Origin of the sequence: Lentzea sp. NBRC 105346 (assembly GCF_030269605.1) — a bacterium.
Taxonomy (GTDB): domain Bacteria; phylum Actinomycetota; class Actinomycetes; order Mycobacteriales; family Pseudonocardiaceae; genus Lentzea.
On sequence record NZ_BSTQ01000002.1, the window covers coordinates 557,348 to 579,108 of the forward strand.

The 21,761-nt window shown below is 67.7% G+C and carries 24 protein-coding genes; 14 read left to right on the forward strand and 10 right to left on the reverse strand.

The features are described from left to right. The first annotated feature begins 115 nt into the window (after nucleotides 1–115). Together QSK35_RS06485 and QSK35_RS06490 are read left to right on the forward strand one after the other, a co-directional pair. On the forward strand, nucleotides 116–1,882 hold the full coding sequence (locus tag QSK35_RS06485; RefSeq protein WP_285743226.1) for a protein kinase domain-containing protein: 1,767 nt from the start codon (nucleotides 116–118) through the stop codon (nucleotides 1,880–1,882). 3 nt (nucleotides 1,883–1,885) lie between these two features. After that, nucleotides 1,886–4,048: an ATP-binding cassette domain-containing protein gene (locus QSK35_RS06490; RefSeq protein ID WP_285743228.1), complete on the forward strand. Its 2,163-nt coding sequence runs from the start codon at nucleotides 1,886–1,888 to the stop codon at nucleotides 4,046–4,048. Nucleotides 4,049–4,051: 3 nt separating this feature from the next. On the opposite strand, the gene QSK35_RS06495 is transcribed toward QSK35_RS06490, so the two are convergent. Then, on the reverse strand, nucleotides 4,052–5,458 hold the full coding sequence (locus QSK35_RS06495; RefSeq protein WP_285743231.1) for a hypothetical protein: 1,407 nt from the start codon (nucleotides 5,456–5,458) through the stop codon (nucleotides 4,052–4,054). Here QSK35_RS06495 and QSK35_RS06500 point away from each other — a divergent pair. Both QSK35_RS06500 and QSK35_RS06505 read left to right on the forward strand, forming a co-directional pair. After that, nucleotides 5,457–5,660, forward strand: coding sequence for a hypothetical protein (locus QSK35_RS06500; protein WP_285743232.1), 204 nt, complete (start codon nucleotides 5,457–5,459; stop codon nucleotides 5,658–5,660). The genes QSK35_RS06495 and QSK35_RS06500 overlap by 2 nt on opposite strands. A 5-nt stretch (nucleotides 5,661–5,665) precedes the next feature. Continuing rightward, nucleotides 5,666–6,010, forward strand: coding sequence for a hypothetical protein (locus QSK35_RS06505; protein ID WP_285743233.1), 345 nt, complete (start codon nucleotides 5,666–5,668; stop codon nucleotides 6,008–6,010). A 54-nt stretch (nucleotides 6,011–6,064) separates the two neighbouring features. Here QSK35_RS06505 and QSK35_RS06510 read toward each other — a convergent pair whose 3' ends face one another. After that, nucleotides 6,065–6,433 (reverse strand): SH3 domain-containing protein, encoded by a 369-nt coding sequence (locus QSK35_RS06510; RefSeq protein WP_285743234.1) that lies wholly within the window; start codon nucleotides 6,431–6,433, stop codon nucleotides 6,065–6,067. A 128-nt stretch (nucleotides 6,434–6,561) separates the two neighbouring features. Here QSK35_RS06510 and QSK35_RS06515 point away from each other — a divergent pair, with 128 nt between their 5' ends. Next, a complete protein-coding gene (locus QSK35_RS06515; RefSeq protein ID WP_285743235.1) occupies nucleotides 6,562–7,533 on the forward strand; it encodes a hypothetical protein in 972 nt (323 codons plus the stop codon). Nucleotides 7,534–7,550: 17 nt separating this feature from the next. On the opposite strand, the gene QSK35_RS06520 is transcribed toward QSK35_RS06515, so the two are convergent. Next, on the reverse strand, nucleotides 7,551–8,489 hold the full coding sequence (locus QSK35_RS06520) for a toll/interleukin-1 receptor domain-containing protein (protein ID WP_285743236.1): 939 nt from the start codon (nucleotides 8,487–8,489) through the stop codon (nucleotides 7,551–7,553). A 239-nt stretch (nucleotides 8,490–8,728) separates the two neighbouring features. Here QSK35_RS06520 and QSK35_RS06525 point away from each other — a divergent pair, with 239 nt between their 5' ends. The 5 genes from QSK35_RS06525 to QSK35_RS06545 all read left to right on the forward strand — a co-directional run bounded on the left by QSK35_RS06525 (nucleotide 8,729) and on the right by QSK35_RS06545 (nucleotide 12,180). Then, entirely contained in the window at nucleotides 8,729–9,307 is a 579-nt protein-coding gene (locus tag QSK35_RS06525) for a TerD family protein (RefSeq protein WP_285743237.1), read from the forward strand. Nucleotides 9,308–9,392: 85 nt separating this feature from the next. After that, nucleotides 9,393–10,475 carry a DUF475 domain-containing protein gene (locus QSK35_RS06530; RefSeq protein WP_285743238.1) on the forward strand — a complete coding sequence of 361 codons (1,083 nt, stop codon included), beginning with the start codon at nucleotides 9,393–9,395 and terminating at the stop codon, nucleotides 10,473–10,475. A gap of 8 nt (nucleotides 10,476–10,483) precedes the next feature. Beyond that, complete coding sequence (locus QSK35_RS06535; RefSeq protein WP_285743239.1) at nucleotides 10,484–11,125, forward strand: TerD family protein; 642 nt, start codon at nucleotides 10,484–10,486, stop codon at nucleotides 11,123–11,125. 32 nt (nucleotides 11,126–11,157) lie between these two features. Next, a complete protein-coding gene (locus QSK35_RS06540) occupies nucleotides 11,158–11,382 on the forward strand; it encodes a TerD family protein (protein WP_285743241.1) in 225 nt (74 codons plus the stop codon). Between the two features lie 246 nt (nucleotides 11,383–11,628). Then, nucleotides 11,629–12,180 carry a hypothetical protein gene (locus QSK35_RS06545; RefSeq protein ID WP_285743243.1) on the forward strand — a complete coding sequence of 184 codons (552 nt, stop codon included), beginning with the start codon at nucleotides 11,629–11,631 and terminating at the stop codon, nucleotides 12,178–12,180. Here QSK35_RS06545 and QSK35_RS06550 read toward each other — a convergent pair. Genes QSK35_RS06550 through QSK35_RS06560 form a run of 3 tightly spaced genes read right to left on the reverse strand, consistent with a single transcriptional unit; the run spans nucleotide 12,177 to nucleotide 14,373 of the window. Then, nucleotides 12,177–12,776 (reverse strand): flavodoxin family protein, encoded by a 600-nt coding sequence (locus QSK35_RS06550; RefSeq protein ID WP_285743245.1) that lies wholly within the window; start codon nucleotides 12,774–12,776, stop codon nucleotides 12,177–12,179. The genes QSK35_RS06545 and QSK35_RS06550 overlap by 4 nt on opposite strands. Next, the gene (locus QSK35_RS06555; protein ID WP_285743247.1) at nucleotides 12,773–13,963 is read right to left on the reverse strand and encodes a cytochrome P450; all 1,191 of its coding nucleotides are present in this window, start codon (nucleotides 13,961–13,963) and stop codon (nucleotides 12,773–12,775) included. The genes QSK35_RS06550 and QSK35_RS06555 overlap by 4 nt, the downstream gene beginning before the upstream one ends. A gap of 8 nt (nucleotides 13,964–13,971) precedes the next feature. After that, nucleotides 13,972–14,373 (reverse strand): PRC-barrel domain containing protein, encoded by a 402-nt coding sequence (locus QSK35_RS06560; protein ID WP_285743249.1) that lies wholly within the window; start codon nucleotides 14,371–14,373, stop codon nucleotides 13,972–13,974. Between the two features lie 95 nt (nucleotides 14,374–14,468). On the opposite strand from QSK35_RS06560, the gene QSK35_RS06565 reads away from it, so the two are divergent. Genes QSK35_RS06565 through QSK35_RS06580 form a run of 4 tightly spaced genes read left to right on the forward strand, consistent with a single transcriptional unit; the run spans nucleotide 14,469 to nucleotide 18,267 of the window. Further along, complete coding sequence (locus tag QSK35_RS06565; protein WP_285743250.1) at nucleotides 14,469–16,757, forward strand: molybdopterin oxidoreductase family protein; 2,289 nt, start codon at nucleotides 14,469–14,471, stop codon at nucleotides 16,755–16,757. 2 nt (nucleotides 16,758–16,759) lie between these two features. Further along, nucleotides 16,760–17,233, forward strand: a complete 474-nt coding sequence (locus tag QSK35_RS06570) for a hypothetical protein (protein WP_285743252.1) — start codon at nucleotides 16,760–16,762, stop codon at nucleotides 17,231–17,233. Nucleotides 17,234–17,281: 48 nt separating this feature from the next. Continuing rightward, the gene (locus QSK35_RS06575) at nucleotides 17,282–17,596 is read left to right on the forward strand and encodes a hypothetical protein (RefSeq protein WP_285743254.1); all 315 of its coding nucleotides are present in this window, start codon (nucleotides 17,282–17,284) and stop codon (nucleotides 17,594–17,596) included. After that, a complete protein-coding gene (locus QSK35_RS06580; protein ID WP_285743255.1) occupies nucleotides 17,593–18,267 on the forward strand; it encodes a DUF6766 family protein in 675 nt (224 codons plus the stop codon). The genes QSK35_RS06575 and QSK35_RS06580 overlap by 4 nt, the downstream gene beginning before the upstream one ends. On the opposite strand, the gene QSK35_RS06585 is transcribed toward QSK35_RS06580, so the two are convergent. The 4 genes from QSK35_RS06585 to rfaE2 all read right to left on the reverse strand — a co-directional run bounded on the left by QSK35_RS06585 (nucleotide 18,248) and on the right by rfaE2 (nucleotide 21,716). After that, nucleotides 18,248–19,195 carry a TIGR03557 family F420-dependent LLM class oxidoreductase gene (locus QSK35_RS06585; RefSeq protein ID WP_285743611.1) on the reverse strand — a complete coding sequence of 316 codons (948 nt, stop codon included), beginning with the start codon at nucleotides 19,193–19,195 and terminating at the stop codon, nucleotides 18,248–18,250. The genes QSK35_RS06580 and QSK35_RS06585 overlap by 20 nt on opposite strands. A gap of 19 nt (nucleotides 19,196–19,214) precedes the next feature. Continuing rightward, the gene (locus tag QSK35_RS06590) at nucleotides 19,215–19,712 is read right to left on the reverse strand and encodes a phosphatase PAP2 family protein (RefSeq protein ID WP_285743257.1); all 498 of its coding nucleotides are present in this window, start codon (nucleotides 19,710–19,712) and stop codon (nucleotides 19,215–19,217) included. Between the two features lie 76 nt (nucleotides 19,713–19,788). Then, on the reverse strand, nucleotides 19,789–20,448 hold the full coding sequence (locus tag QSK35_RS06595; RefSeq protein WP_285743259.1) for an SDR family oxidoreductase: 660 nt from the start codon (nucleotides 20,446–20,448) through the stop codon (nucleotides 19,789–19,791). Next, complete coding sequence (gene rfaE2 / locus QSK35_RS06600; protein ID WP_285743261.1) at nucleotides 20,448–21,716, reverse strand: D-glycero-beta-D-manno-heptose 1-phosphate adenylyltransferase; 1,269 nt, start codon at nucleotides 21,714–21,716, stop codon at nucleotides 20,448–20,450. Before rfaE2 ends, QSK35_RS06595 begins: the two co-directional genes overlap by 1 nt. Nucleotides 21,717–21,761 lie beyond the last annotated feature (45 nt).

The following is a 21,761-nucleotide window of genomic DNA, read 5'->3' on the forward strand; positions in this document are numbered from 1 at the left end:
GAACTGTCCCTTGTTTGTCCACTGCCGACCCGTTCGGTCGACCTAAAATCTCACCCGTCGAGAGAACAAGAATGTGAGGTCTGTGCGCATGGGGCGAGCTTTGGGGAGTCGGTACGTGCTGGGCGAGCTCCTCGGTTCCGGCGCGATGGGACAGGTCTATCAGGGTGTCGACAAGGAAGGCGGACAATTCGCTTTCAAGCTGCTGCGCAGCGATCTCGTCGACGATCCTGAATTCGTCGCGCGGTTTCACCAGGAGCGCTCGATCCTGATGAACCTCCGCGGGCAGCACCTTGTCGCCGTGCACGATCTCGTCGTGGAAGGCGACACCGCGGCGATCGTCATGGACCTGGTGCTGGGCGGCAGCCTCCGCGACCTCCTCACCAGGTCCGGCACGATCCTGCCCGCCGAGGTCGCCAGGATCGGTGCGGGGATCGCCGACGCGCTGCACCACGTGCACGTCGCCGGCATCGTTCACCGGGACGTCAAGCCGGAGAACGTACTGATGGACTCCGCGACCCCGAAGCTCACGGACTTCGGCATCTCCAAGATGACGGGCGCGTCCAAGGTCGGCCGCAGCACACTCCTAGCGGGTACGCCGAACTACGTCGCGCCGGAGGTCGCCGACGGCAGGGACATCACTCCTGCGGCGGATCTCTACTCGCTCGGCATCGTGCTCTACGAACTGTGTTGCGGCGTCACACCGTTCGCCGGCGACTCAGTGTTCCAAGTACTCAAGAGCCACGGCGAGATGGCACCCGGCCGCCCGGACGGCATCCCTGACGAACTCTGGGACGTCATCTCCAGCCTGCTGCAGAAGAACCCGGCGGCGCGGCCGCGTTCCGCCGAGCAGGTCGCCGCGGTGCTCATGGTGCTGGCCGACCGGCTGCTGAGCTGGCCGGTCGGCGACCGGCTGGACAAGCCGCCGGCCGCCATTCCGCTCAACCACGGAAACGACAACGAGACGGTGCTGCGCGTGTCACCGAAGACCACCGCATCGAGTCAGAAGCCCAAGCGCCGCAAGCTACCGCTGGTGCTGAGCACGATCGTGCTGCTGGGTGCCGCTGGTGGCGGCTACGCCCTGGCGTCACGTACTTCGACCGACAACTCGAGCACGACCGCCACGTCCACTCCGGGGGGTGTGGACGCCGACGGAGCGCGGGGCACAGCTTCGACGTCCGCTCGCGCGACGACCACGCAGGAGATCCGCCTCACCTCCATGCCGAACCTGGTCGGCAAGAAGCTCGGTGAGGCAAGGGACCTCCTGCCCAAATCGATGAACGTCGAGATCATCGAGCAGGTCACCGAGGACAAGCCGGACGGCGAGGTGCTCAGCCAGGAGCCCGCCGCAGGGCAACCCGTGGACAACAGCGCGAAGCTCACGGTCGCACGCCCCGCGGTGACCGTGTACCTCGATGCAGTCCGACCCGCATCAGGTCAATGGGGTTCAGGTGGCGATGCCATTACCGCTGGTATGGCAGGCAAACCGTATCTCCACTCGCTCGCGTCCTACACCAGGTACTACTGCACGGCTGACCTGCAGGTCGTGGAGTACAACGTGTCGAAGGGCTACCGTCGGCTCGTCACCACGGCAGGAATCACTGACAGCTCCCAGAACACAGCGATGAAGGTCCAGCTGGAGATCTTCGGAGATGGCAGACAACTGACCAGCAAGCCGATCGAGTACGGCACCGTGGTACCCCTCGACATCGACCTCACCAACGTGCTCCGGCTCAAGATCCAGTGGGTGATAACGAGCAACAGGACTACCTGTGGCGACAACTATTTCGTGCTTGGCGAGGCCAAGCTGCTCGGCCTGGCGGGCGAGGTACCCACTTCTGGTGTGCCCGCGGCACCCACGTCCACGACGACCACGACGCGGTGATCGATGAACGCCGAGCTGGAGATCAGCGCCGGGGACAGACGGTGGACGTTCCAGCCCGGCGCGTCGATCCGGGTGGGCCGCGGCCCCGGTAGCGACATCGTGCTGGACGACCCATCGGTGTCACGCGACCACCTGCGCGTCGAGTACGACAACGGCTGGGTTGTCCGCGATCAGCGGACTCGTGGTGGTACCTGGCTCGACGGCCGCGAGCTGCGCGAGCACCGGATCGTCGGCGACCTCGTCGTCCGGCTCGCCGATGTGGTGGAGGTGGCGTTCCGTGTCGCCGGTGCGCCACCGACCTCGGTGCTCACCATCGGCAGGGCGTCCAGCAACGACCTCGTGCTGAGCGATCCCATGGTGTCGCGTCATCAGGCGACCGCACGGCGTTCCGGCGACCAGTGGCTGCTGTGCGACCTCGGTGGGCCGAACCCGGTTCTGCGCAACGGGAAAGCGATGGGTTCCGAGGCACTCGTGTCCGACGGGGACCTGCTCACCATCGGGTCGACCGACGTGGCCGTCACGGCACTGGGGTTCACACCGCTGCCGGACTCGCAACGGCACCTGGTCGTCGACGAGGTGAGTTTCTCCTTGCCCGATGGGAAAAGGTTGCTCGCCGACGTCGCACTCGACGTGCGGCAGGGTGAGTTCGTCGCGGTGGTCGGACCGTCCGGGGCGGGCAAGTCGACCCTGCTCAAGGTGATGACCGGGGAGCTCGCGCCGTCGCGCGGCCGCGTGAGCTACGACGGGCTCGACATGCACGCGAACAGCGCGGTGCGCAGCCGCATCGGTGTGGTGCCCCAGGACGACGTGCTGCACCTGAAGCTCAGCGCGCGCAGTGTGTTGAACTACGCCGCCAAGCTGCGCTTGCCCGCCGACACCACGCGCCGCGAACGCAGGTCCGCGGTCGACGAGGCGCTCGACCAGGTCGACCTGGTGGCACAAGCGGGAACCAGGGTGCGCAGTCTCTCCGGGGGACAGCGCAAGCGGGTCTCGATCGCGATGGAACTGCTGACGTCACCCCCACTCTTGCTGCTCGACGAACCCACCTCCGGACTGGATCCCGGACTGGACAAGGCGATCATGGCTTCGCTGCGGGCGATCGCGGACACGGGTCGCTCGGTTGTGGTCGTCACGCACAACCTGACCAACCTCGCCGAGTGCGACCGGATTCTCATGCTGGCGCCCGGCGGTGTGCCGTTCTTTCTCGGCGCGCCGTCCGACCTGCGCGTGCGGTTCGGGTCGGCGGACTGGGCCGAGATCTTCGACGCCGCCACCCGTCACCCCGCGCCCGAAGCCTCGGCATCCGATGCACCGAATCCACACTCTGCGGCAACCGATCCAACACCGGCGCCCCGCTCGTGGTGGCGCCAGACCAGGACGCTGATGTCCCGCCACTGCAGGCTCATCGCGGCAGACTTCGCGTATGCGGCGTTCCTGGTGGTCATGCCGCTGGTGCTAGCTGGCCTCGCGCTGGCCGTGCCAGGCAGCGGAGGGCTCGGGCCGCCGAATCCCGCCGACCCGACCGAACCGACGCAGATGCTGGTGTTGATGTACGTCGGCGCCGCGTTCACCGGTGGCGCATGTGGGGCCCGGGAGATCGTGTCGGAGCGGGCGATCTTCCTCCGGGAGCGAGCCGCCGGGCTGCACGCCCGCGCCTACGCGATGGGGAAAGTGCTCGTGTTCGGGCTCATCGCCGTGATTCAGGCCGTCCTGCTCGTCGGCGGCACAGTCCTGGTCAAACCGGGCCCTACCGATGCTGTGCTCCTCGGACACCAGACACTGGAGCTCGTTGTCGCGGTGTGGCTCACGACGTTCGCCTCGTGCGCGCTGTCCCTGCTCATGTCGGCGCTGGTCCGGTCGTCGGAGCAGGTGATGCCGGTGCTGGTCGTGCTGGTGATGGCGCAGCTGGTGTTGTGCGGTGGCATGATTCCGGTCACCGGCCGCCCGGTCTTGGAGCAGCTGTCCTGGCTCGCGCCTGCTCGGTGGGGTTACGCCGCCGGTGCATCCACAGTGGACATCAGGACGGTCGTGCCCGGTGTGCCGGATGATTCGTTGTGGCGACATGAGGCACCGTGGTGGCTGCTGTCGGCGACGACGCTCGCCTCCCTCACGCTCACCTTCGCGCTGTTGCTGGTACGCAGGCTGGGCCGGCTGCGCGCCGGATGACGGTCACTCGTCCCAGGCGATACCGAACGACAAGTTCGGCGTGAGCCCACGAAACACCATGCTCACTTCTCCCGCGGCGTCCGCGCTGATCGGTTCACGCGGCGCCGCGTGGTCGTTCACCTCACTCATCCGCAACCCGTCGACTTTCCAGATGGCAGAAGGCAATCGGCCGATGCCGAATCTCACGTGGAGATCGAACAACTCACACGGAAAACTCGGCGTACACATGTAGAAGGGACCCATCTGACGCTTCCCGGCAAATCGGAAGCACACGAAGAACTCATGTTCGGCACCAAGTTCCAGCGGGAACGGCAGTTCGAGGTCGAAGACAACTCGCGTAGACGAGTAGTTCAGCCGGGTGCGCAGCGTTCCACCGTGCAGGACGATGATTTCCGGATCGTTGGGCGGCTCGGCTCCCTGCCAGTTCGACGGAACCGGGATGGATAATTCGAGCCGCACTTCCCGCAGCCCCTCGACCGTCGCGGCGATTCGACGCATTTCGTAGATCTCGGCCACCTCCCGATCGAGAACGACCGATGTCCGCAGCGCGGTCGTGCGCCATGGTGTCCCGCCCGGCATCTCCTCGCGCTGTTTGTGCTTGCGCCCCGCCGCCGACTCCGCCATCACCCGAATGCCGTCATCAATTCGCCTGATCGCGGTCCGCTCGTCGCGCCGCATTCGCTGGGCGAGCAGCTTGACGCGATCGCCGTACAAACGGGTCCGGGTGCCTTCAACCAGCCCGAAAGCGGTCGACACGGCGTCGGCCAGATCCGTCGGCAGGCTGCTGACCAGCGCTTTCATCTCACTGATCAGCCTCGCCCTCACATCGGCCGGATCGTCATCGGCCTCCAGCGAGAAGGCCGCGTGCAGTGCGGGCCCGATCCTCGCCACGATGTCGGGAGCATCGAGCCCGCGACCCTTGCGCAGCGCCTTGAGCTCCGCGATCAGCTCGTCGACGTCGAGGACGCCGAGCGGTCGCGGGCCGAGTTCGTCGCACTGGGACTCGACCTCGACGTCGTCATGTCGGTGAACTGCGAGGCGTGGGCCTACTTCCGGGCTCACCACCACGAAGCCGCAGTCGAACACTACGAGCAGGCCGTCGAGCTGAGCGACCGCTGCGGCAGCCGGTACGAGCTGGCGCGAGCGACGACCGGGCTGGGCAATGTCGAAGCCGCGGCCGGCCGTCACACGCGGGCCGCCGAGTTGTGGGCCAAGGCGGACGAGCTGCACGGCGGCCTCGATGCGGTCATGGTCGGCGAGATGCGGGAGCGCATGTTGTTGGAATGAAAGGATTGTGTACAGATTCTGGGCAGTTCCATGACAACCTCCAGCGACCTCGTAACAGCATTCGACACCGTCCGATGTCGAGCGAGGGGAGGCAATGACGACGCGAGATTCGGAGACGGTCATGGACGAAACGCAGGCGCGGCAACGACAACAGCGACCACATCGAAGGCGCTCGATCGCGTGGGTGTACTACGCGATTCTCGCGGCAGCGGGCGTGTACGTCGGCTTCGACATCGATGTGACGGCCCTGATCCCGGCCGTGCTGTGCGCGGCGTACTCGGTGTATCTGTTCCGCGGCGGCCGTTACGTCTGGTGGATCTGGTGAGCGCCATGTCCAGGTACCTGATCGCCGGAGTCACCGTGCTCGTCGCCGCCTGTTCCATCGGACCGACGACGAAGGAGGACGTGTGCCAGAGCTTCACCGAGCTGGGCAACAGTGTCCTCAAGGCCAACGGCATCGCCGACAACGCCATCTTCCGCAACGCCGACAGGCTGTCCGGCATCGCGATGCGCTACCAGGGCGGCACCACGTTGAAGTCGGACGCGGACGCACTCGCCAGGATCGCCGACTCGGGTAGGACGAACGGATTGGAGCTGATGACAGCCACAACGGGCATCGCGAAGCTCTGCGGACACCCGCTCGCGCTCGACTCCTTGTTGTCCGGGAACAGGTAGGACGACGCGGAGGCGGGCGCCGGTCCGACCGACCGGCGCCCGCCTCGGCGTGTTTCAGCAGTGGCCGACCGACGTCTGGTTCTCCACCAGTGACGAGTGGGTGTAACCCGTGCCGCGTGGCGTGGCGATCCGGAACCACCGCGGGGAGGCGTAGTCAGAGGCCGGCGGGTACACCCACTGCGTGTCCGTCCAGCACTGCATCGTGACCAGGGTGCCGTTCGGGTTGTATGCGATCACGCTGCAGCCGGTGTTCGGGCAGGTGCGCAGGTTCGCGCCGCCCGAGTTCGAACCGATGTAGCTCGGCCCGTAGAGCGCGTGCACGTCGGCCGAGGCCAGCGGCGCGGTCGTGACCAGAGCAGCGCCGGACGCCACAGCCGCGAGCAGCACTGTCCGCCACCTGTGCGTCTTGCCGGTTCCGTTCATCAGGAATCCGCCTTTCGACAGAGTTCGATTTGCATCAGAGACGTCGACCATCGTGTTCGGGTACGGTCGCCAAAAGAAGGAGAAGAACCGGTCAGAACACGGACAGGACAATTCACGGGGAATACCGCATGAGTGACACCGGAGTCGAGCAACTGGTCGCGGAGCTGAAAGCCCTGAGGAGAGGTTTCGGCGTCCAGTCACGCGACATCTCGACTCGCATCGGTCCGGCGTTGCGGCATGTCTGCGGATTGTCCGCGGAGGACAGCCAACCTGAGCAGCGCGAGAAAGTCATCTCGATGCTCACCACTGTGATCGACGAGCTGCCGCTCAACCTCGCCGACATGGCGAAAGACGTGTTCGGTCTGGCAGGCACCGCGGACGTGCGATACGAGGAACGAATGGCCAGGCGGGCGAAGGCGGTGGACCGTGACACCAGGACCGTCCGCAGGTACGTCGACGATGTGCTGGTCAGGATCGCCGAGACCGCGCTTCATTCCCGGAGTCGTCGGCCGTTCACGCGACCGGCTGAGAATGAACACCCCTGGCACACCGCCGAACTCACCACGATCGTCCTGCTCGACCCGGCCATCACCGAGGTGTTCGAGGAGCGACGAGTGGTCAGCAGAATCTCGGACCTGGCAAGCGTCGACTACTCGATGACCATCACCGAGGACGGACCACTCGACGTCGCGACGCTGGGGATCACCGTCCTCCGCGGCGCCTGCCTGGATTTCCCCGAACGCGTGGGCTCGAACCGGCTCACCTTCCAACTGCGGCTTCCCCGCCCGCTGGCGGTGCATGAGGAACACGTGATCTCACTGCGCATGCGGATCCCGAGACCCTTCGCCCCGCACTACGTGTGCACGCCGAAGCGACCGTGCGACCGGTTCACCCTGATCATGCGCTTTCCGGGTGACCACGTCCCGAACCGGGTGTGGCAACTCGAGGACGAGTTCCCGCTCGAACTGTCGGACCCGCTGCTCGACCGGATTCCGCTCACCGTCGACGCCATCGGTGAGGTCACTGCCTCGTTCACCGATCTCGCACTCAACCGCTCTTACGGCATCGGCTGGGAGGCGCGGCGATGCGACGCTTTGTAGGCTCCGTCCGGCGGATCTCAAGCCGAACGGCCGCCCACCTGTTCGATGTGGTCAACGATCTTCTGCCACAACAGGTCGAAGAACCCGTCGGCTGACAACAGGTCATGCTGCTTGTTTCCGACGAGTGCGAAGTCGACGTACCTGAGTCGACCTTCACCGGCCTCGTTGTCCCACTCCGCTGTGGCCCACCCGTTGAACGCGTTCCCGGTAGCTCTGGGCCATGCGAAGTTCATCGCGATCCGGTCCTCGCCGAAGGTGTCGTCGAGCCACACCCTCAGGCCGCAGATCTGTTCACCTGACCTCTCGACCCGAACGTCGACCGCCGTCTCGGTTACACGAACACGACACAGGTATCCGAACGGCTCGAGCTGCGACGCCGCATCAGTGAACCTCGCACCGACCCTCGTCAGCGTCACCTCGAGCGTCCGGTACGGGCTGAAACCCAGCGGGGCGATCTTCGGGAGCCGTACCTGCGGAAGACCAACCGACGCCGGCTGCGCGTTCTCGACACCACCATCGACTCGAGTCGCGCCACGAACCCGGTCGGCCGTGATCTCCGCCAGTTCCTCGACCGTGTAGCCCCCTGCCTCGAGGTATGCAACCGCAGAGCTGATCAGCTCTTCCGGCACCTCCACGTCGCCCACCAAGATCGGCAGAAGGTACGGATCATCCGGGCGCTCGATGGACCGCGCAACGGCGGCGTTGAACTCGTCCATCGGATATGAGCCAGCCAGATACTCCGACGAGATGAACGGAACGACGTAACGTGCCCGACCGCCGTAGACCTTGCGGAACTCGTAGATGAAGTTGTGGCCCCACACGCGAGTGGTCACGTTCCGGTCGTAGAAGACGACCGGCCCGAGCGCCTCACACGCGCGGACGTACCTCTCAACCAGAGGGCGCTGAGCACCCGCGAAAGACACCGCGAGGTCATACATGGTGGCTCGATCAAGCATCGAAAGATTGTATCGAACGACCTTTTCGGGTACTGCCCGAGCCGATATTCAGCCGAGTTGACAGAACGCGGACTGGTTCTTGACATCATCATGACGACCTCGAATTTCCGTTAACAGCGTCACCTCCTGGCCGATGTCCACGGTGGACTTGGCCGGGTCAGGAGATCCCCACGATTTCCACGACCCGCCCACAACCGCCGTAAGCCGATCACAAAGGCGCCGACTACCAGGAGGAATTCATGACCGTAATGCTCACCAAGGGCGGCAACGTCTCCCTGACCAAACAGGCTCCGAACCTGACCGCGGTCCTGGTCGGACTGGGCTGGGACGCGCGGACGACCAGCGGCACCGACTTCGACCTCGATGCGAGCGCGCTGATGTGCGACACCGGCGGCAAGGTCATCTCAGACGCCCACTTCGTCTTCTTCAACAACCTGAAGAGCCCCGAGGGTTCCGTCCAGCACACCGGCGACAACCTCACCGGCGAGGGCGACGGTGACGACGAGTCGTTGCTGGTCGACCTCGCGACCGTGCCATCCGGATGCGACAAGATCGTGTTCGCGGTGTCCATCCACGAGGCCGCCCAGCGAGGGCAGTCGTTCGGTCAGGTCCGCAACGCCTTCATCCGGGTGGTCAACCAGGACGGTGGCTCGGAGCTCACCAGATACGACCTCAGCGAGGATGCTTCGACGGAAACCGCGATGATCTTCGGCGAGCTGTACCGCGCTGGTGCCGAGTGGAAGTTCCGCGCGGTGGGCCAGGGCTACGCCACGGGGCTGGCCGGTATCGCCCGGGACTACGGCGTCAACGTGGCGTGATCGCATCCTGAGCACACAGGCGGCGGGCCGCCGCAGGCCTCCCCCGAGCATCGCCCGCCGCCCTCCACCTCGCCGGAGGATTTCCATGTGGTTCAAGACGTTTGGCGGATCGCTCGCCATCACCGCGGTTGGACTCACCGCCGCCTACATCTACGCGGGTCCCGCGGGTCTCGCACTCGCGGCAATCCTCGGTGTACTGGAGTTCACGCTGTCGTTCGACAACGCCGTGGTCAACGCCACGGTGCTCCGCACGATGAACGCGTTCTGGCAGAAGCTTTTCCTCACGCTGGGCGTCGTCGTCGCAGTGGTCGGCATGAGACTCGCCTTCCCGTTGCTGGTCGTGGGAATCACCGCCGGGCTGTCCCCCGCGTCCGCGATCTCGTTGGCGATGCAGCGAGGGGACCCGCACACCGAAGGCTCGTATGGTTACCTTCTACACGAGGCCCATCCGGCGATCGCCGCCTTCGGCGGAGTCTTCCTGCTGATGTTGTTCTGCGACTTCGTCTTCGAGCGACGCGAGATCACCTGGATGGGCTGGCTGGAACGCCCGCTCGCGCGTATCGGACAGCTTGACCAGCTGTCCATCGCGGTAACCCTCATCGTCGTCTCCGTCGCCGCCGTCGAGTTCGCCTCCGAAAGCAAGTCCACCACCGTGCTGATCTCTGGCGTACTCGGCCTCGTCACCTACGTGCTCGTCAACGCCCTGGCCGCCAGGTTCGATCCGGAAAGGCACTCCGGACGCGGCACGAGCGCCGCGGTCATGAAGGTCGGCAAGGCCGCACTCATGTCGTTTCTCTACTTGGAAGTACTCGACGCCAGTTTCAGCTTCGACGGCGTCGTGGGCGCGTTCGCGATCACGTCCGATCCGATCATCATCGCGATCGGGCTCGGCCTCATCGGGGCCACCTTCGTCCGGTCACTGACCGTGTTCCTCGTCCGGCAACGGACGCTCGAGGAGTACATCTACCTCGAGCACGGAGCCCACTGGGCCATCGGCGCACTCGCGGTGCTCCTGTTGTGCACCATCAGATTCGACATCCCCGAGCTGGTGACCGGGTCGATCGGGATCGGCTTCATCGGGCTCGCCTTCATCTCCTCGATCGTGCGGAACAAGCGATCCGCACCCAGCGTCGCACAGGGCGACTCACTGGAAACCGCCAGAACGTGAGGATTCCCATGGCAATCGACTACACCAAGCGACCTCGGGAGGGCCACGTCGTCCTGACGAAGGCCGCCCCCAGTGTCTCCTTGCACAAGCAGACGTCCGGTCTGCTCCGCGTCAACCTCAACTGGAAGTCGCGTCCCGCGCGCACCGGATTACTCCGTCAGCTGTTCGCACCGCCGGACATCGACCTCGACCTCGGCTGCCTGTACGAGTTCACCGACGGATCGAAGGGCGTCGTGCAGGCATTGGGAAACTCGTTCAGCGCGAGCCCGGCCGGTGTCCGCGAGGCCGTGATCCGGCTGGACGGTGACGACCGCTCCGGCAGCAACCAGAACGGCGAGAACCTCTTCGTCGACCTGGCCCATGCCGCGAAGATCCGCCGGATGATCGTCTTCAGCTTCATCTACGAAGGTGTCCCCAACTGGGCCGCCGCGGACGCGGTCGTGACTCTCCATCCTGTATCCGGGCCGTGCATCGAGGTTCGCCTCGACGAACCCGACGACCGAGCCATGATCTGCGCGATCGCGATGATCGAGCATGCTCCCGGCGGAACTCTCTCCGTTCGCCGTGAGGTTCGGTACCTGCACGGTGGCCAGCGGAAGCTGGACGAGACCTACGGCTGGGGACTCAGCTGGACTGCGGGCCGCAAATAGCCGCCTCACCACCACCGAAAAGTATCCCGGACATGACGATCAGGTTGACCAAGGGCCAGCAGGTCTCCCTGCGCAAGCACGACCGCGGCACGCTGCCCCGCGTACGCATGGGACTCGGCTGGGACACAGTGAAGAAGCGTGGCCTGTTCGCCCTGCGCGACCAGAGCATCGACCTTGCCGCTTCCGCGCTCCTGTTCGACACCCATGGCACCCTGGTCGACCTGTCACGCGTGCCAAGATCGTCAAGTACAACTTGACGGGTCTGGCAAGCACCCGGTGCAGATCATGGCCAAGATGTTCCGGAACGGTGCCGCGCCGGGCATCCACCTCCAGGCGCAGGAACTGCTTCAGGCGCTCACCGGAGTGATTTGAGCGATGCGGTGGCCGTCATACACACGCAGGCGGCCGCCGCGCCTGCATGAGCGCGTTGCGTGTGCTGAGCGTGTGGTGGCGCGAGGCAGGATGCAACTCTCCCGACATCAGCATTCAAGAAGAGGTTTGTCGTGCGTGTTGTAAGCGCCTGCGCGGTCGTGCTCGGACTAATCCTGACCACCACGGCCTGCTCCGAGAAGGGCAAGCCCGTAGCGGGCTCCACTCCCACAAGCACCACCACCAGCAGCAGTTCAACGAAAAAGGCCGAACCGGCGGGCGACAAGAAGATGGGCAAGACCCTCACCATCACCGACGAGACGATGGGCTACTCGGCGGCGATCACCCTGGAGTCGGTCACCACGGCCACCAAGGGCGGCCCGCCGATCGACATCAAGCCGGAGAGCGGCACGTTCGTGATCCTGGAGCTGACCTTCGAGGGCAAGAAGGGCAAGTTCCCGGTCAACCCGCTGTACTTCCACCTGATCACGCCGGACGGCAAGGACATCGACCAGATGAAGGGCAACGGGATGCTGGCGTCCCCGCCCGACGACCTGGAGGCCGCGGACCTGCTGGAGGGCAAGACGGTCAAGGGACGGGTGGCGCTGGACGCGAAGCTCGACCCCGGCACGAAGATCGTGATCACGGACGTCCTGGACAAGCCGGCCGGTGAGTGGGTGCTCTAGATCGGGTTCTTGGCCAGGGCCAGCGCGGTGGCGTGCAGGTTCGCCGCCATCGCGCGCCCGGTCTTGGCCGACCAGTCGTGGCCCTCGTCGGTCTCGGAGAAGCTCGGGCCGGGGCCTGGACCGCGGTTCCAGTACGTCCAGGCCTGGCCGGGGATCGTGTACCCGATGTCGCCGAGAGCGCCGGCGATCTCGGAGATCACGTGGTGCGCGCCGTCCTCGTTGCCGGTCACGACCACGCCGGCGACCCGGTTGTAGGCGACCGGCCGGTCCTGCGAGTCGGTCTCGGAGATCATCGCGTCCATTCGCTCCAGCACCCGCTGCGCGATCGACGACGGGTGGCCGACCCAGGTTGGCGTGGCGACCACGAGGATCTCGGAGCGCAGGAGCTCGTCGTGGATTCGCGGCCAGTCGTCGCCGTCGCCCATGTCCGTCGACACACCGGGCGGGATGGAGAGGTCGGCCAGCCGGTAGGTGCGTACGCCGACGTCACGACCCCGCAGCTCGTCGATCACTACCTGGGCCAGCGCGTCGGTGTTGGACGGCTCGGGCGACTTCTTGAGCGTGCAGTTCAGCACGACGGCGCTCAGCTGGGTCATGCCACGCGAGTACCCACCGGGGTGACCGTGAATCGCAGGCCGAAGTGGTTCAGCGTCTTCGGCAGCGGCGCGGACAACGTGGGCCACTTCAGGTGCTCGGACACCATGTCGATCAGCGTGCCCGCCGTGGTGAGCACCAGGTCGCGGCCGGGACACACGCCCGGACCGCCGCTGAACGGCACGATCGCGGGGTCGCGCGGGCCGTCCCAGATCTCCGGCGCATAGCTGTCGGCGAAGTCCAGGCGGTCCGGGTCGCGGTGGAAGAACGGCGTGAACACTACGAACGTGGTGCCCTTGGGCAGCCAGGTTCCGTGCCACTTCGTGTGTTCCGTGCTCTCGCGCAGGATGATCGGCGTGGTCGGCCACAGGCGTGCGGACTCGAGGATGCCGGGCGCGCCCGTGCCGCCGATGGCCAGTGCCCGCATCGCGACGATGCCCGCCGCGTCGAACGCGAACAGCCAGTGCGGCACCTGGCCCTCCAGGTCCTCCGGTGGCGCTACCGCGGCCAGGCTGCCCTGCTCACCGCGTTCGAGGTGCTGCCGCAGGCGGCGTTCGAACCGCTGCCGCAGGCCACGGCGGCGGGGATGCAGGTACGCCCAGTTCCCGGACTGTCGCAACGCCTTCAGGTCGTCGATGAGCTGCTCGTCGTCGCGGGCGGCGTTGCCCAGCACCACGCGCCGCGCGATGCGCCACCACACCTGGGCGAAACCGTCCCAGTCCAGGCTGCCGGTGTTCAGCGCATGCCGCACCAGCAGGTCCGCCTCGTCCCGCACGATCTCCTCCACCGGGACATTCGACGGGCGCAGCACCCGCTCGTTGAGCTCACGCCGGCGTTCGCGCACCGCGCCTCGGGACACGATCACGCCGTGCGGCTGGAAGTGCTCCAGCGCGGCGTTCTTTTCCTTGGTGGCCAACGAGAACGGCTCCGGTGACTCGGCCAGCAACCGGCTGACGTCGTCCGGGTCCACCAGCAGCGCGATGTTGCGGCCGGTGATGCGCAGCCGGATCGGCTCCGGGCCGTAGCGCTCACGCAGCGCGCGCATGGTGGCGACGGCCGTGGCATCGGCCTGGATCTTCTCGGCCGCGCCCATGACGTGCGGCCGGCGCACGATGACGCCTTTCGCGAGGGTGGGCAGCAGCACGGTCGCCACCGCGCGGACCGTGTCGATCCGGGACGCGATCGCCATGTGTCCTCCTAGAGCATCGGCGGGAACGTTCGGTAGCTGTCGGTGTAGTAGTCGCCCAGACGGTCGCGGTAGCTCTCGTCCGGTTCGTACTCGGGCGCGTCCTTCACCTGCTGCTTCGTGCGGTCGATGTAGACCTTCTTCGCCTCGTGGTCGACGCGGTTCACCGTGCCGACCGGCAGCACCACCTTGCGGCCGAAGATCCACGGGCCCGTGTCGACCATCAGGCAGTCGTTGGGGACCTTCGCGTTGTCGCTGGAGATCGAGCCGATCGAACCGTCGGTCGCCTCGACGTCGTACCCGACCACGCCGACATCCGGGCGGTCACGGGTCTCGTCGTCGGTGCGTTCGTAGTCGGGACGATCCTCGAAGATGTCACGCCACATCCAGGGGCTGAACGGGAACGGCTGCATGTCGTCGCCTCCCGGTATCTCGGAAACTCCGCTACTCGCTGTGCGTACCCAGGGCAGCGGCGTTTCAACCGGGAAGCGCCGGGTACCGCCCACACGTGGATCGCATCGCGGACATTTGGGGCCCGCGCACGCCGCACACGCCCGGCGCGGCGTGGCCGGTGCGCGTCGACCAGCATCTCGAAGAGGGACTGACGGAGTCCGATGTGGACCGGTGGGTCCAGTCGGCCTGCGTGTTGTGCAGCAACGGCTGCGCGTGCGACGTCGCCGTCAAGGACGGCCGCATGGTCGGTGTCAGGGGCCGCGCCGAGGACGTCGTCAACCGGGGCAGGCTCGGGCCGAAAGGCCTCTACGGCTCGTGGCAGTGGAGCGATACAGACCGGCTGACCCGGCCGTTGGTGCGGGAAAACGGGAAACTGGTCGAAACCGACTGGGACACGGCGATGGACCTGGTCGTGCGGCGGTCGAAGGAGCTGCTCAACGAGGTCGGACCGCTGTCGCACGGCTTCTACACCAGCGGCCAGCTGTTCCTCGAGGAGTACTACACGCTCGCGGTCATCGGCAAGGCCGGGCTGGGCACGCCGCACATGGACGGCAACACGCGGTTGTGCACGGCGACCGCCGCGGCGGCGTTGAAGGAGACCTTCGGGGCCGACGGGCAGCCCGGCACCTACACCGACATCGACGTGTGCGACGCGCTGTTCCTGTTCGGGCACAACATGGCCGAGACGCAGACCGTGCTGTGGTCGCGCGTGCTGGACCGGCTCGAAGGGCCGGACCGCCCGGTGCTGGTGGCCGTCGACCCACGCGAGACCAAGGTCGCCCAGCACGCGGACGTCCACCTGGCGCCGTTGCCGGGCACCAACCAGGCGCTGATGAACGGCCTGGTCCGCGAGCTCATCACGCGGGGCTGGGTCGACCACGAGTACGTCAAGGCGCACACGATCGGCTTCGCCGAGCTCAAGCAGACCGTCGAGCCGTACACGCCCGAGCACGTGGCCGAGGTGTGCCGCATCGACGCGAACGACCTGCGCCGGGCCGCCGAGCTCTTCGGGACGAAGGACCGCGTGGTGTCCACGGTGCTGCAGGGCTTCTACCAGTCACATCAGGCGACCGCCGCGTCGTGCCAGGTCAACAACCTGCACCTGCTGCGCGGCATGATCGGGTCGCCGGGCCGCGGCGTGCTGCAGATGAACGGCCAGCCGACCGCGCAGAACACGCGGGAGACGGGCGCGGACGGCGACCTGCCGGGGTTCCGGAACTGGAGCAACCCCCAGCACATCGAGCAGCTCGCCCGGTTGTGGAACGTCGAGCCGCTGACCATCCCGCACTGGGCGCCGCCGACGCACGCGATGCAGATCTGGCGCTACGCCGAGCAGGGCACCATCCGGTTCCTCTGGATCTCCGGGACGAACCCGGCGGTGTCGCTGCCGGAGCTGAGCCGCGTCCGCGCGATCCTGCGGCAGGAGAACCTGTTCGTCGTCGCGCAGGACGGCTTCCGCACCGAGACGACCGAGCTGGCCGACGTCGTGCTGCCCGCCGCGTTGTGGGGCGAGAAGCACGGCACGTTCACCAACGCCACGCGGACCGTGCACCTGTCCGAGCAAGCCGTTGAGCCGCCTGGGGAAGCGCGCAGCGACCTGGACATCTTCCTCGACTACGCGCGGCGCATGGACTTCCACGACAAGGACGGCGATGTGCTGATCAAGTGGAAGGACGCCGAGGGCGCGTTCGACGCGTGGCGCGAGTGCAGCCGCGGCCGGCCGTGCGACTACAGCGACCTGTCCTACGAGCGGTTGCGTGGTGGCAGCGGCATTCCGTGGGGTACGGAACGGCTGTACGGCGACCATCGGTTCCCCACCGACCCGGACTACTGTGAGGACTACGGCCACGACCTGCTCACCGGCGCCACCACGACGCCCGAGCAGTACCGGGCGAAGCAGCCGGGCGGCCGGGCGTTCCTCAAGGCCGCGGAGTACGTGCCCGGACCGGAGCAGCCGAGCGCGGAGTACCCGTTCGTCTGCACGACCGGGCGGACCGTGTACCACTTCCACACGCGCACCAAGACCGGCCGGTCGCGGCGGCTGCGGGACGCGGCACCCGAGCCATGGGTCGAGGTGTCGGCCGAGGACGCCGCGGAACTCGGTGTCGCACAGGGGGATGTCGTCCGCGTGGAGTCCGAACGCGGAGCCGTCGAGGTTTCGGTCCGGATTGGACGGTGCCGCCAGGGTGTGGTGTTCCTGCCGTTCCACTACGGCTACTGGGACACCGATTCGGACGAGCACGACCGGGCCGCCAACGAGCTGACGGCGACCCGCTGGGACCCGGTGTCCAAGCAGCCGGTGTTCAAGGTCAGCTCGGTGCGGATCACCAAACGGGAGGGCTGATCGTGCATCTCGCGACGTATGTCGGACTGCTGCACAGCTCGTTGCGCACGCTCGCGGACGCGTTCCGGGCGGTAGGCGACGGGCACGGCGAGGAGCCCGACGTCAAGACGACCTGCCAGGTGCTGGCCGGGCGGATCGACGGGCAGGTCGAACGCCTCGGCCCCATCGTCGAACGCTACGGCGAGCACCGCGAGTCCGAACCGGAACGGCTACGCGCGGCGGAGTTCGAGGCTGGTTTCACCGGGGCGCGCAGTGGCGGTGTCGGACTGGTGCGTGACCTCCAGGACCTCTACGCGCTCACGTCGTTCACCGACATCACGTGGACGGTCGTCGGGCAGGCGGCACAGGGCCTGCGGGACCAGGAGCTGCTCGACACCGTCACCGCCGGTACCCAGGACACGGCCCGGCAGCTGGCGTGGCTGCGCACGCGGATCAAGGAAGCCGCGCCGCAGGCGCTCATCGCCGCGCACGGCTGAACGTTTGCGCGTCGCTGGACCGGGTAGACGACTGTCATGCGTGTCGGAATGATTGCGCTGCTGGCTCTCCTCGCAGCCGGGTGTTCGTCGGCCGACGAGCCGGACGCACGGGCCGCGGCCGAAAAGTATGTCTCAGCGGCGCAGAACGGACAGAGCTGCGCGCTGGTCGCACCGCGCGCCGCCCGTGACTGCACCGATCCACGCCTCGACGGGTCGGTCGGCGAAATGCAGCTCTGGGGCGACGAAGCGGTCGCCGCGGTGGGTGACAAACGCGTGTACCTGCACCGTTTCTCCGAGGGCTGGAAGGTGACCGGCGCCGGTTGCTCGGGCGAACCGGCCGAGTGCGAGGTGGGTGGGCCGTGAAGAAGTTCCTGCGGGAGAACAGCCTGACGCTCGCGTTCGGGCTGCTGTTCCTCGGCGCGCTCGTCGGCCAGTTCTTCGTGGGACACGCCGACTTCAACGAACGGCAACTCACCGCCGGACTCAACGAGGTGAGCCTCGGCGAGTACCTGGTCTCGTCGGACTTCTGGGTCGACGTGACGGAGAACTGGCAGTCCGAGTACCTGCAGTTCTTCCTCTACGTCACGGCGACCGTGTGGCTGATCCAGCGCGGGTCGCCGGAGTCCAAGCCGCCGGACAAGGCGGGCCCGCAACCGGACAAGGAACAACAGGTCGGACAGTACGCCAGCGACTCCTCACCCCGCTGGGCGCGCGTGGGCGGCTGGCGCACGCGGCTGTACTCGAACTCGCTCGGCCTGGTGATGCTGCTGCTGTTCCTGTTCTCGTGGTCGATGCAGTCGATCACCGGCTGGTACAGCTACAACAGTCAGCAGCTGCAGGACTTCATGTCTCCCGTCGGCTGGCTGAGCTACGTGGGTTCACCCGACTTCTGGAACCGGTCGCTGCAGAACTGGCAGTCCGAGTTCCTCGCGATCGCGTCCATGGCAATCCTGAGCGTGTGGTTCCGGCAGCACAGCTCGCCGGAGTCCAAGCCGGTCGGCGCCGCGCACTCGGTCAGCGATCGCTCGGGCTGAGCGCCGGCAGCAGCTCTTCCTGGGCGAACGCCAGGAACTCCTCCTGGTGGTCGCCACCGACCTGCACGATCGCCACGTCGGTGAACCCGGCGTCCAGGAACCGCTCCACGCCATCGACGATCGGCTTCACGTCCGGTCCACAAGGGATGGACGCCGCCACGTCCTCCGGCCGCACGTACTGGCTCGCCCCGGCGAACGCGGCCGGGCCGGGCAGCTCGGCGTTGACCTTCCAGCCGCCACCGAACCAGCGGAACTGCTCGTGCGCACGGGTGATCGCGGCCTGCTCGTCGCGGTCGTAGCACACCGGCAGCTGGCCGACGAGCCGGTCCGCGTCCGGTGCCGCGCGCCGCCACTGCCGGCACAGCGAGGGATCCGGCTCGACGGCGATCATCAGGTCGGCGGCCGGCGCGAACAGTTCGATCGACTGCTGACCCGACACCGCGACGCCGACGGGCACCCGGTGCTCGGGCAGGTCCCACAGCTTCGCCGAGTCGACCCGGAAGTGCGTGCCCACGAAGTCGACGTGCCCGCCGTCGAACAGCCGGGCGATGATCTCCAGCGCCTCGCCGAGCATCTCGTGCCGGACGTTCACCGGCGGCCACCCACGGCCGACGACGTGCTCGTTGAGGTTCTCGCCCGCACCCAGCCCGAGCGTGAACCTGTTGTCCGACAACAGTTGCACGGTCGCGGCCTGCTGTGCGACCACGGTCGGGTGGTAGCGCATCGTCGGGCACGTCACGTACGTCATCAGCCCGACCCGTTCGGTCGCCCGCGCCACCGCGCCGAGCGTCGCCCACGCGTTCGGCGAGTGCCCCTGCTCGGTCAGCCACGGGAAGTAGTGGTCGCTCATGACCTCGAAGTCGAAGCCGGCCTCCTCCGCGCGCACCGCGTGCTCCACCAGCTCACGCGGTCCGGCCTGTTCGGTCATCAGGGTGTAGCCGATCACTTCAACGCCTCCTCGATACAGTCACGGCGACCAGTGCGCCGAACAGCAGGCCGCCGAGCACGTCCGTGGGCCAGTGGACCCGTGTCCGCAGGCGGCTGTAGGCCACCAGGAGCACCAACGGCGTCACGAACGCGCCCGCCGGCCGGTCCTCCATCGCGACCGCGGTGCCGAACGCGGCCGCCACGACCGCGTGTTTCGACGGGAACGAAGGCGAGTGCGGATGCTCGGGCGTCGCCCGGCGCGCGGGCATGCCCGCGGCAGGCGGCCGGCGGCGGCCGACGACCCGGCTCAGCAGGTGGCCGAGCGGCATTGCCACGGCGCCCGCGACGAGACCGCTTCTGGCGGCCTTCTTCTTGCCGAACCACGCGAGCAGTCCGGCGACCGGTAACCACAGCGCGCCTCCGCGGGCCACGACGCCGGTCGCGACCACGATCGCGGGCGGCCGTTCGGCGGGCAGCGCTTCGCTGTCCTCCATGGACAGCTCGTCCACGTCGTTCATGGTCTTCGAGTACCCAGAAGTGCCGTTAAGGCCACCTTGACTGCGTTGAGCGCAGTAAAGGTGGCCTTAACGGCACTCACGGCCAGGAGGGTTCCTCGGCGTGGGCGACCACCAGTTCGCGGAGCTCGGCGCCCCAGGGCTGGCGCAGCGCGAACAGGATCGCGTCGGCCACCCGTTCCGGCGGATTCAGCTTGGCGGTATCACCCGGCTTGTACTGCTCGGCCCGATCGTCGAAGAAACTCGTCCGCATTCCGCCGGGGATCACGAGCGTGACCCCGACCCGGCCGGCGGTCTCCACCGCCAGCGCCCGCGTGAAGCCGACGACGCCGAACTTCGAGGCGCAGTACGCCGTCGCGTCGCTCACGGCACGCAACCCGAGGGTCGACGCGACGGTCACCACCCGTCCGCGGTCGAGGAACGGCAACGCGGCCCGCACCACCGCGGCCGTGCCGAGCAGGTTCACCCGCACGACCTGTTCCCACTCCTCGGCGGGCACGTCGGCGAGCGTTCCGCACCGGTCGATCCCGGCCGCGGTCACCACGGCGTCCAAGCCGTCCCCGGCCAGGGTTCGCACCGCGCGTTCGGCCGCGCGCCCGTCGGCCAGGTCGACCAACTCGAACTTCCCCACCCGCGGCGCCACCTTGTCCAGCACCAGCGGCGTGCCGCCGGCCTCGTGCACCGCCTCGGCCACGGCCGCCCCCAGCCCGGACGCACCCCCGGTGACCAGCACCCTCATCAGCCCCTCCTCGCCAGGATCTCGGTCGTCGAACGGCCGGAGTGGTACGGCACGACGACCGTCCGGCCACCCCAGCGGCGCACCACCGGCGCCTCGGACAGCAGTTCGGCGGAGTAGTCACCGCCCTTCACCCACACGTCCGGGCGCAGCTCGCCCAGCACGCGTTGCGGGGTGTCCTCGCAGAACACCACCACGTCGTCCACGCACGCCAGGGCGCGCAACACCTCCGCGCGGTCGGCCTGCCCGTTCACCGGGCGACTCGGCCCCTTCAACCGGCGCACCGACGCGTCGGAGTTGAGGCACACCACCAGGCAGTCGCCCAGGGCGCGGGCGGCCTGCAGCATGCGGACGTGCCCGCTGTGCAGGACGTCGAAACAACCTCCGGTAGCGACCACGGTTCCACCCCGCGCGCGCACTGCGTCCACAGTGGACTGTTGCGCGGCACGCATCCCCGACACGCCACCGTCCGCCAGGAACCGCGCGGCCGCCCGCACGGCGTCAGCCACCGCCTCGTCGGCCGCGGCACCCGCACCCAGGCGGGCCGCCACCGTCACGGCGAACCGGTCGCCCGCACCGCACGGGTCCGGCGCGGACACCGCGGGCGCGGGCACGGCCACCGGCGTCCCTCCACAGTGGAGCAACGCACCCCCGGCGCCGAGCGTCACCACGACCGCTTTCGCCCGCCACGTCCGCAGCAGCTCGTCCGCCGCCTCGAACGGGTCGGCCCGGCCGCTGAACGCCGTGGCCTCCGCACGGTTCGGCGTGACCAGACGCGCACCTTCCACCGGTGCGGGACCACGCGGGTGCGGGTCCCACACCACCGGCACCCGGCGCAGCACCTGGCGCAACCGCTCGTCCCGGAGGAGTCCGCGCCCGTAGTCCGACGCCAGCACGAGGTCCGCGGACAGCACCGCGTCGAGCATCTCGTCGGTCACCTCGGGCAGCCCAGGGCCGCCACCGCGGTCGAGCCGCGCCAGCGACGTCCCGCCGCAGCGCAGCCGGGTCTTCACCGAGGTCGGTGCGGTGGAAGTGCCATACACACCAGGGATATCGGCCAACAGCGAGCGGATCCGTTCGCCGTCGGCGTCGTCGGCGATCGCGCTGACGAGCGTCACGTCCAGGCCGTCGCCGCGGGCCATCGTCGCCGCCAGGGCCGCGCCGCCGGGCCGGGCGTGCTCGGCCGACACGTCGAGCACGGGCGCGGGCGCGTCCGGGCAGAGCCGGTCGGCGGTGCCCACTACGTCGACATCCAGCAACGCGTCCCCCACCACGACGAGCTTCCACCCGTTCGGGGGGCGCGAAGGTAGGACTCG

Coding starts and splice junctions, on each gene's coding strand:
- QSK35_RS06575 (WP_285743254.1), top strand. CDS start 17,282: ATGATTGCGCTGCTGGCTCTCCTCGCAGCCGGGTGTTCGTCGGCCGAC.
- QSK35_RS06585 (WP_285743611.1), bottom strand. CDS start 19,195: ATGACCGAACAGGCCGGACCGCGTGAGCTGGTGGAGCACGCGGTGCGC.
- QSK35_RS06505 (WP_285743233.1), top strand. CDS start 5,666: ATGTCCAGGTACCTGATCGCCGGAGTCACCGTGCTCGTCGCCGCCTGT.
- QSK35_RS06540 (WP_285743241.1), top strand. CDS start 11,158: ATGACGATCAGGTTGACCAAGGGCCAGCAGGTCTCCCTGCGCAAGCAC.
- QSK35_RS06530 (WP_285743238.1), top strand. CDS start 9,393: ATGTGGTTCAAGACGTTTGGCGGATCGCTCGCCATCACCGCGGTTGGA.
- QSK35_RS06560 (WP_285743249.1), bottom strand. CDS start 14,373: ATGCAGCCGTTCCCGTTCAGCCCCTGGATGTGGCGTGACATCTTCGAG.
- QSK35_RS06510 (WP_285743234.1), bottom strand. CDS start 6,433: ATGAACGGAACCGGCAAGACGCACAGGTGGCGGACAGTGCTGCTCGCG.
- QSK35_RS06500 (WP_285743232.1), top strand. CDS start 5,457: ATGGACGAAACGCAGGCGCGGCAACGACAACAGCGACCACATCGAAGG.
- QSK35_RS06525 (WP_285743237.1), top strand. CDS start 8,729: ATGACCGTAATGCTCACCAAGGGCGGCAACGTCTCCCTGACCAAACAG.
- QSK35_RS06490 (WP_285743228.1), top strand. CDS start 1,886: ATGAACGCCGAGCTGGAGATCAGCGCCGGGGACAGACGGTGGACGTTC.
- QSK35_RS06535 (WP_285743239.1), top strand. CDS start 10,484: ATGGCAATCGACTACACCAAGCGACCTCGGGAGGGCCACGTCGTCCTG.
- QSK35_RS06555 (WP_285743247.1), bottom strand. CDS start 13,963: ATGGCGATCGCGTCCCGGATCGACACGGTCCGCGCGGTGGCGACCGTG.
- QSK35_RS06520 (WP_285743236.1), bottom strand. CDS start 8,489: ATGCTTGATCGAGCCACCATGTATGACCTCGCGGTGTCTTTCGCGGGT.
- QSK35_RS06590 (WP_285743257.1), bottom strand. CDS start 19,712: ATGAACGACGTGGACGAGCTGTCCATGGAGGACAGCGAAGCGCTGCCC.
- QSK35_RS06595 (WP_285743259.1), bottom strand. CDS start 20,448: ATGAGGGTGCTGGTCACCGGGGGTGCGTCCGGGCTGGGGGCGGCCGTG.
- QSK35_RS06550 (WP_285743245.1), bottom strand. CDS start 12,776: ATGACCCAGCTGAGCGCCGTCGTGCTGAACTGCACGCTCAAGAAGTCG.
- QSK35_RS06515 (WP_285743235.1), top strand. CDS start 6,562: ATGAGTGACACCGGAGTCGAGCAACTGGTCGCGGAGCTGAAAGCCCTG.
- QSK35_RS06495 (WP_285743231.1), bottom strand. CDS start 5,458: ATGACCGTCTCCGAATCTCGCGTCGTCATTGCCTCCCCTCGCTCGACA.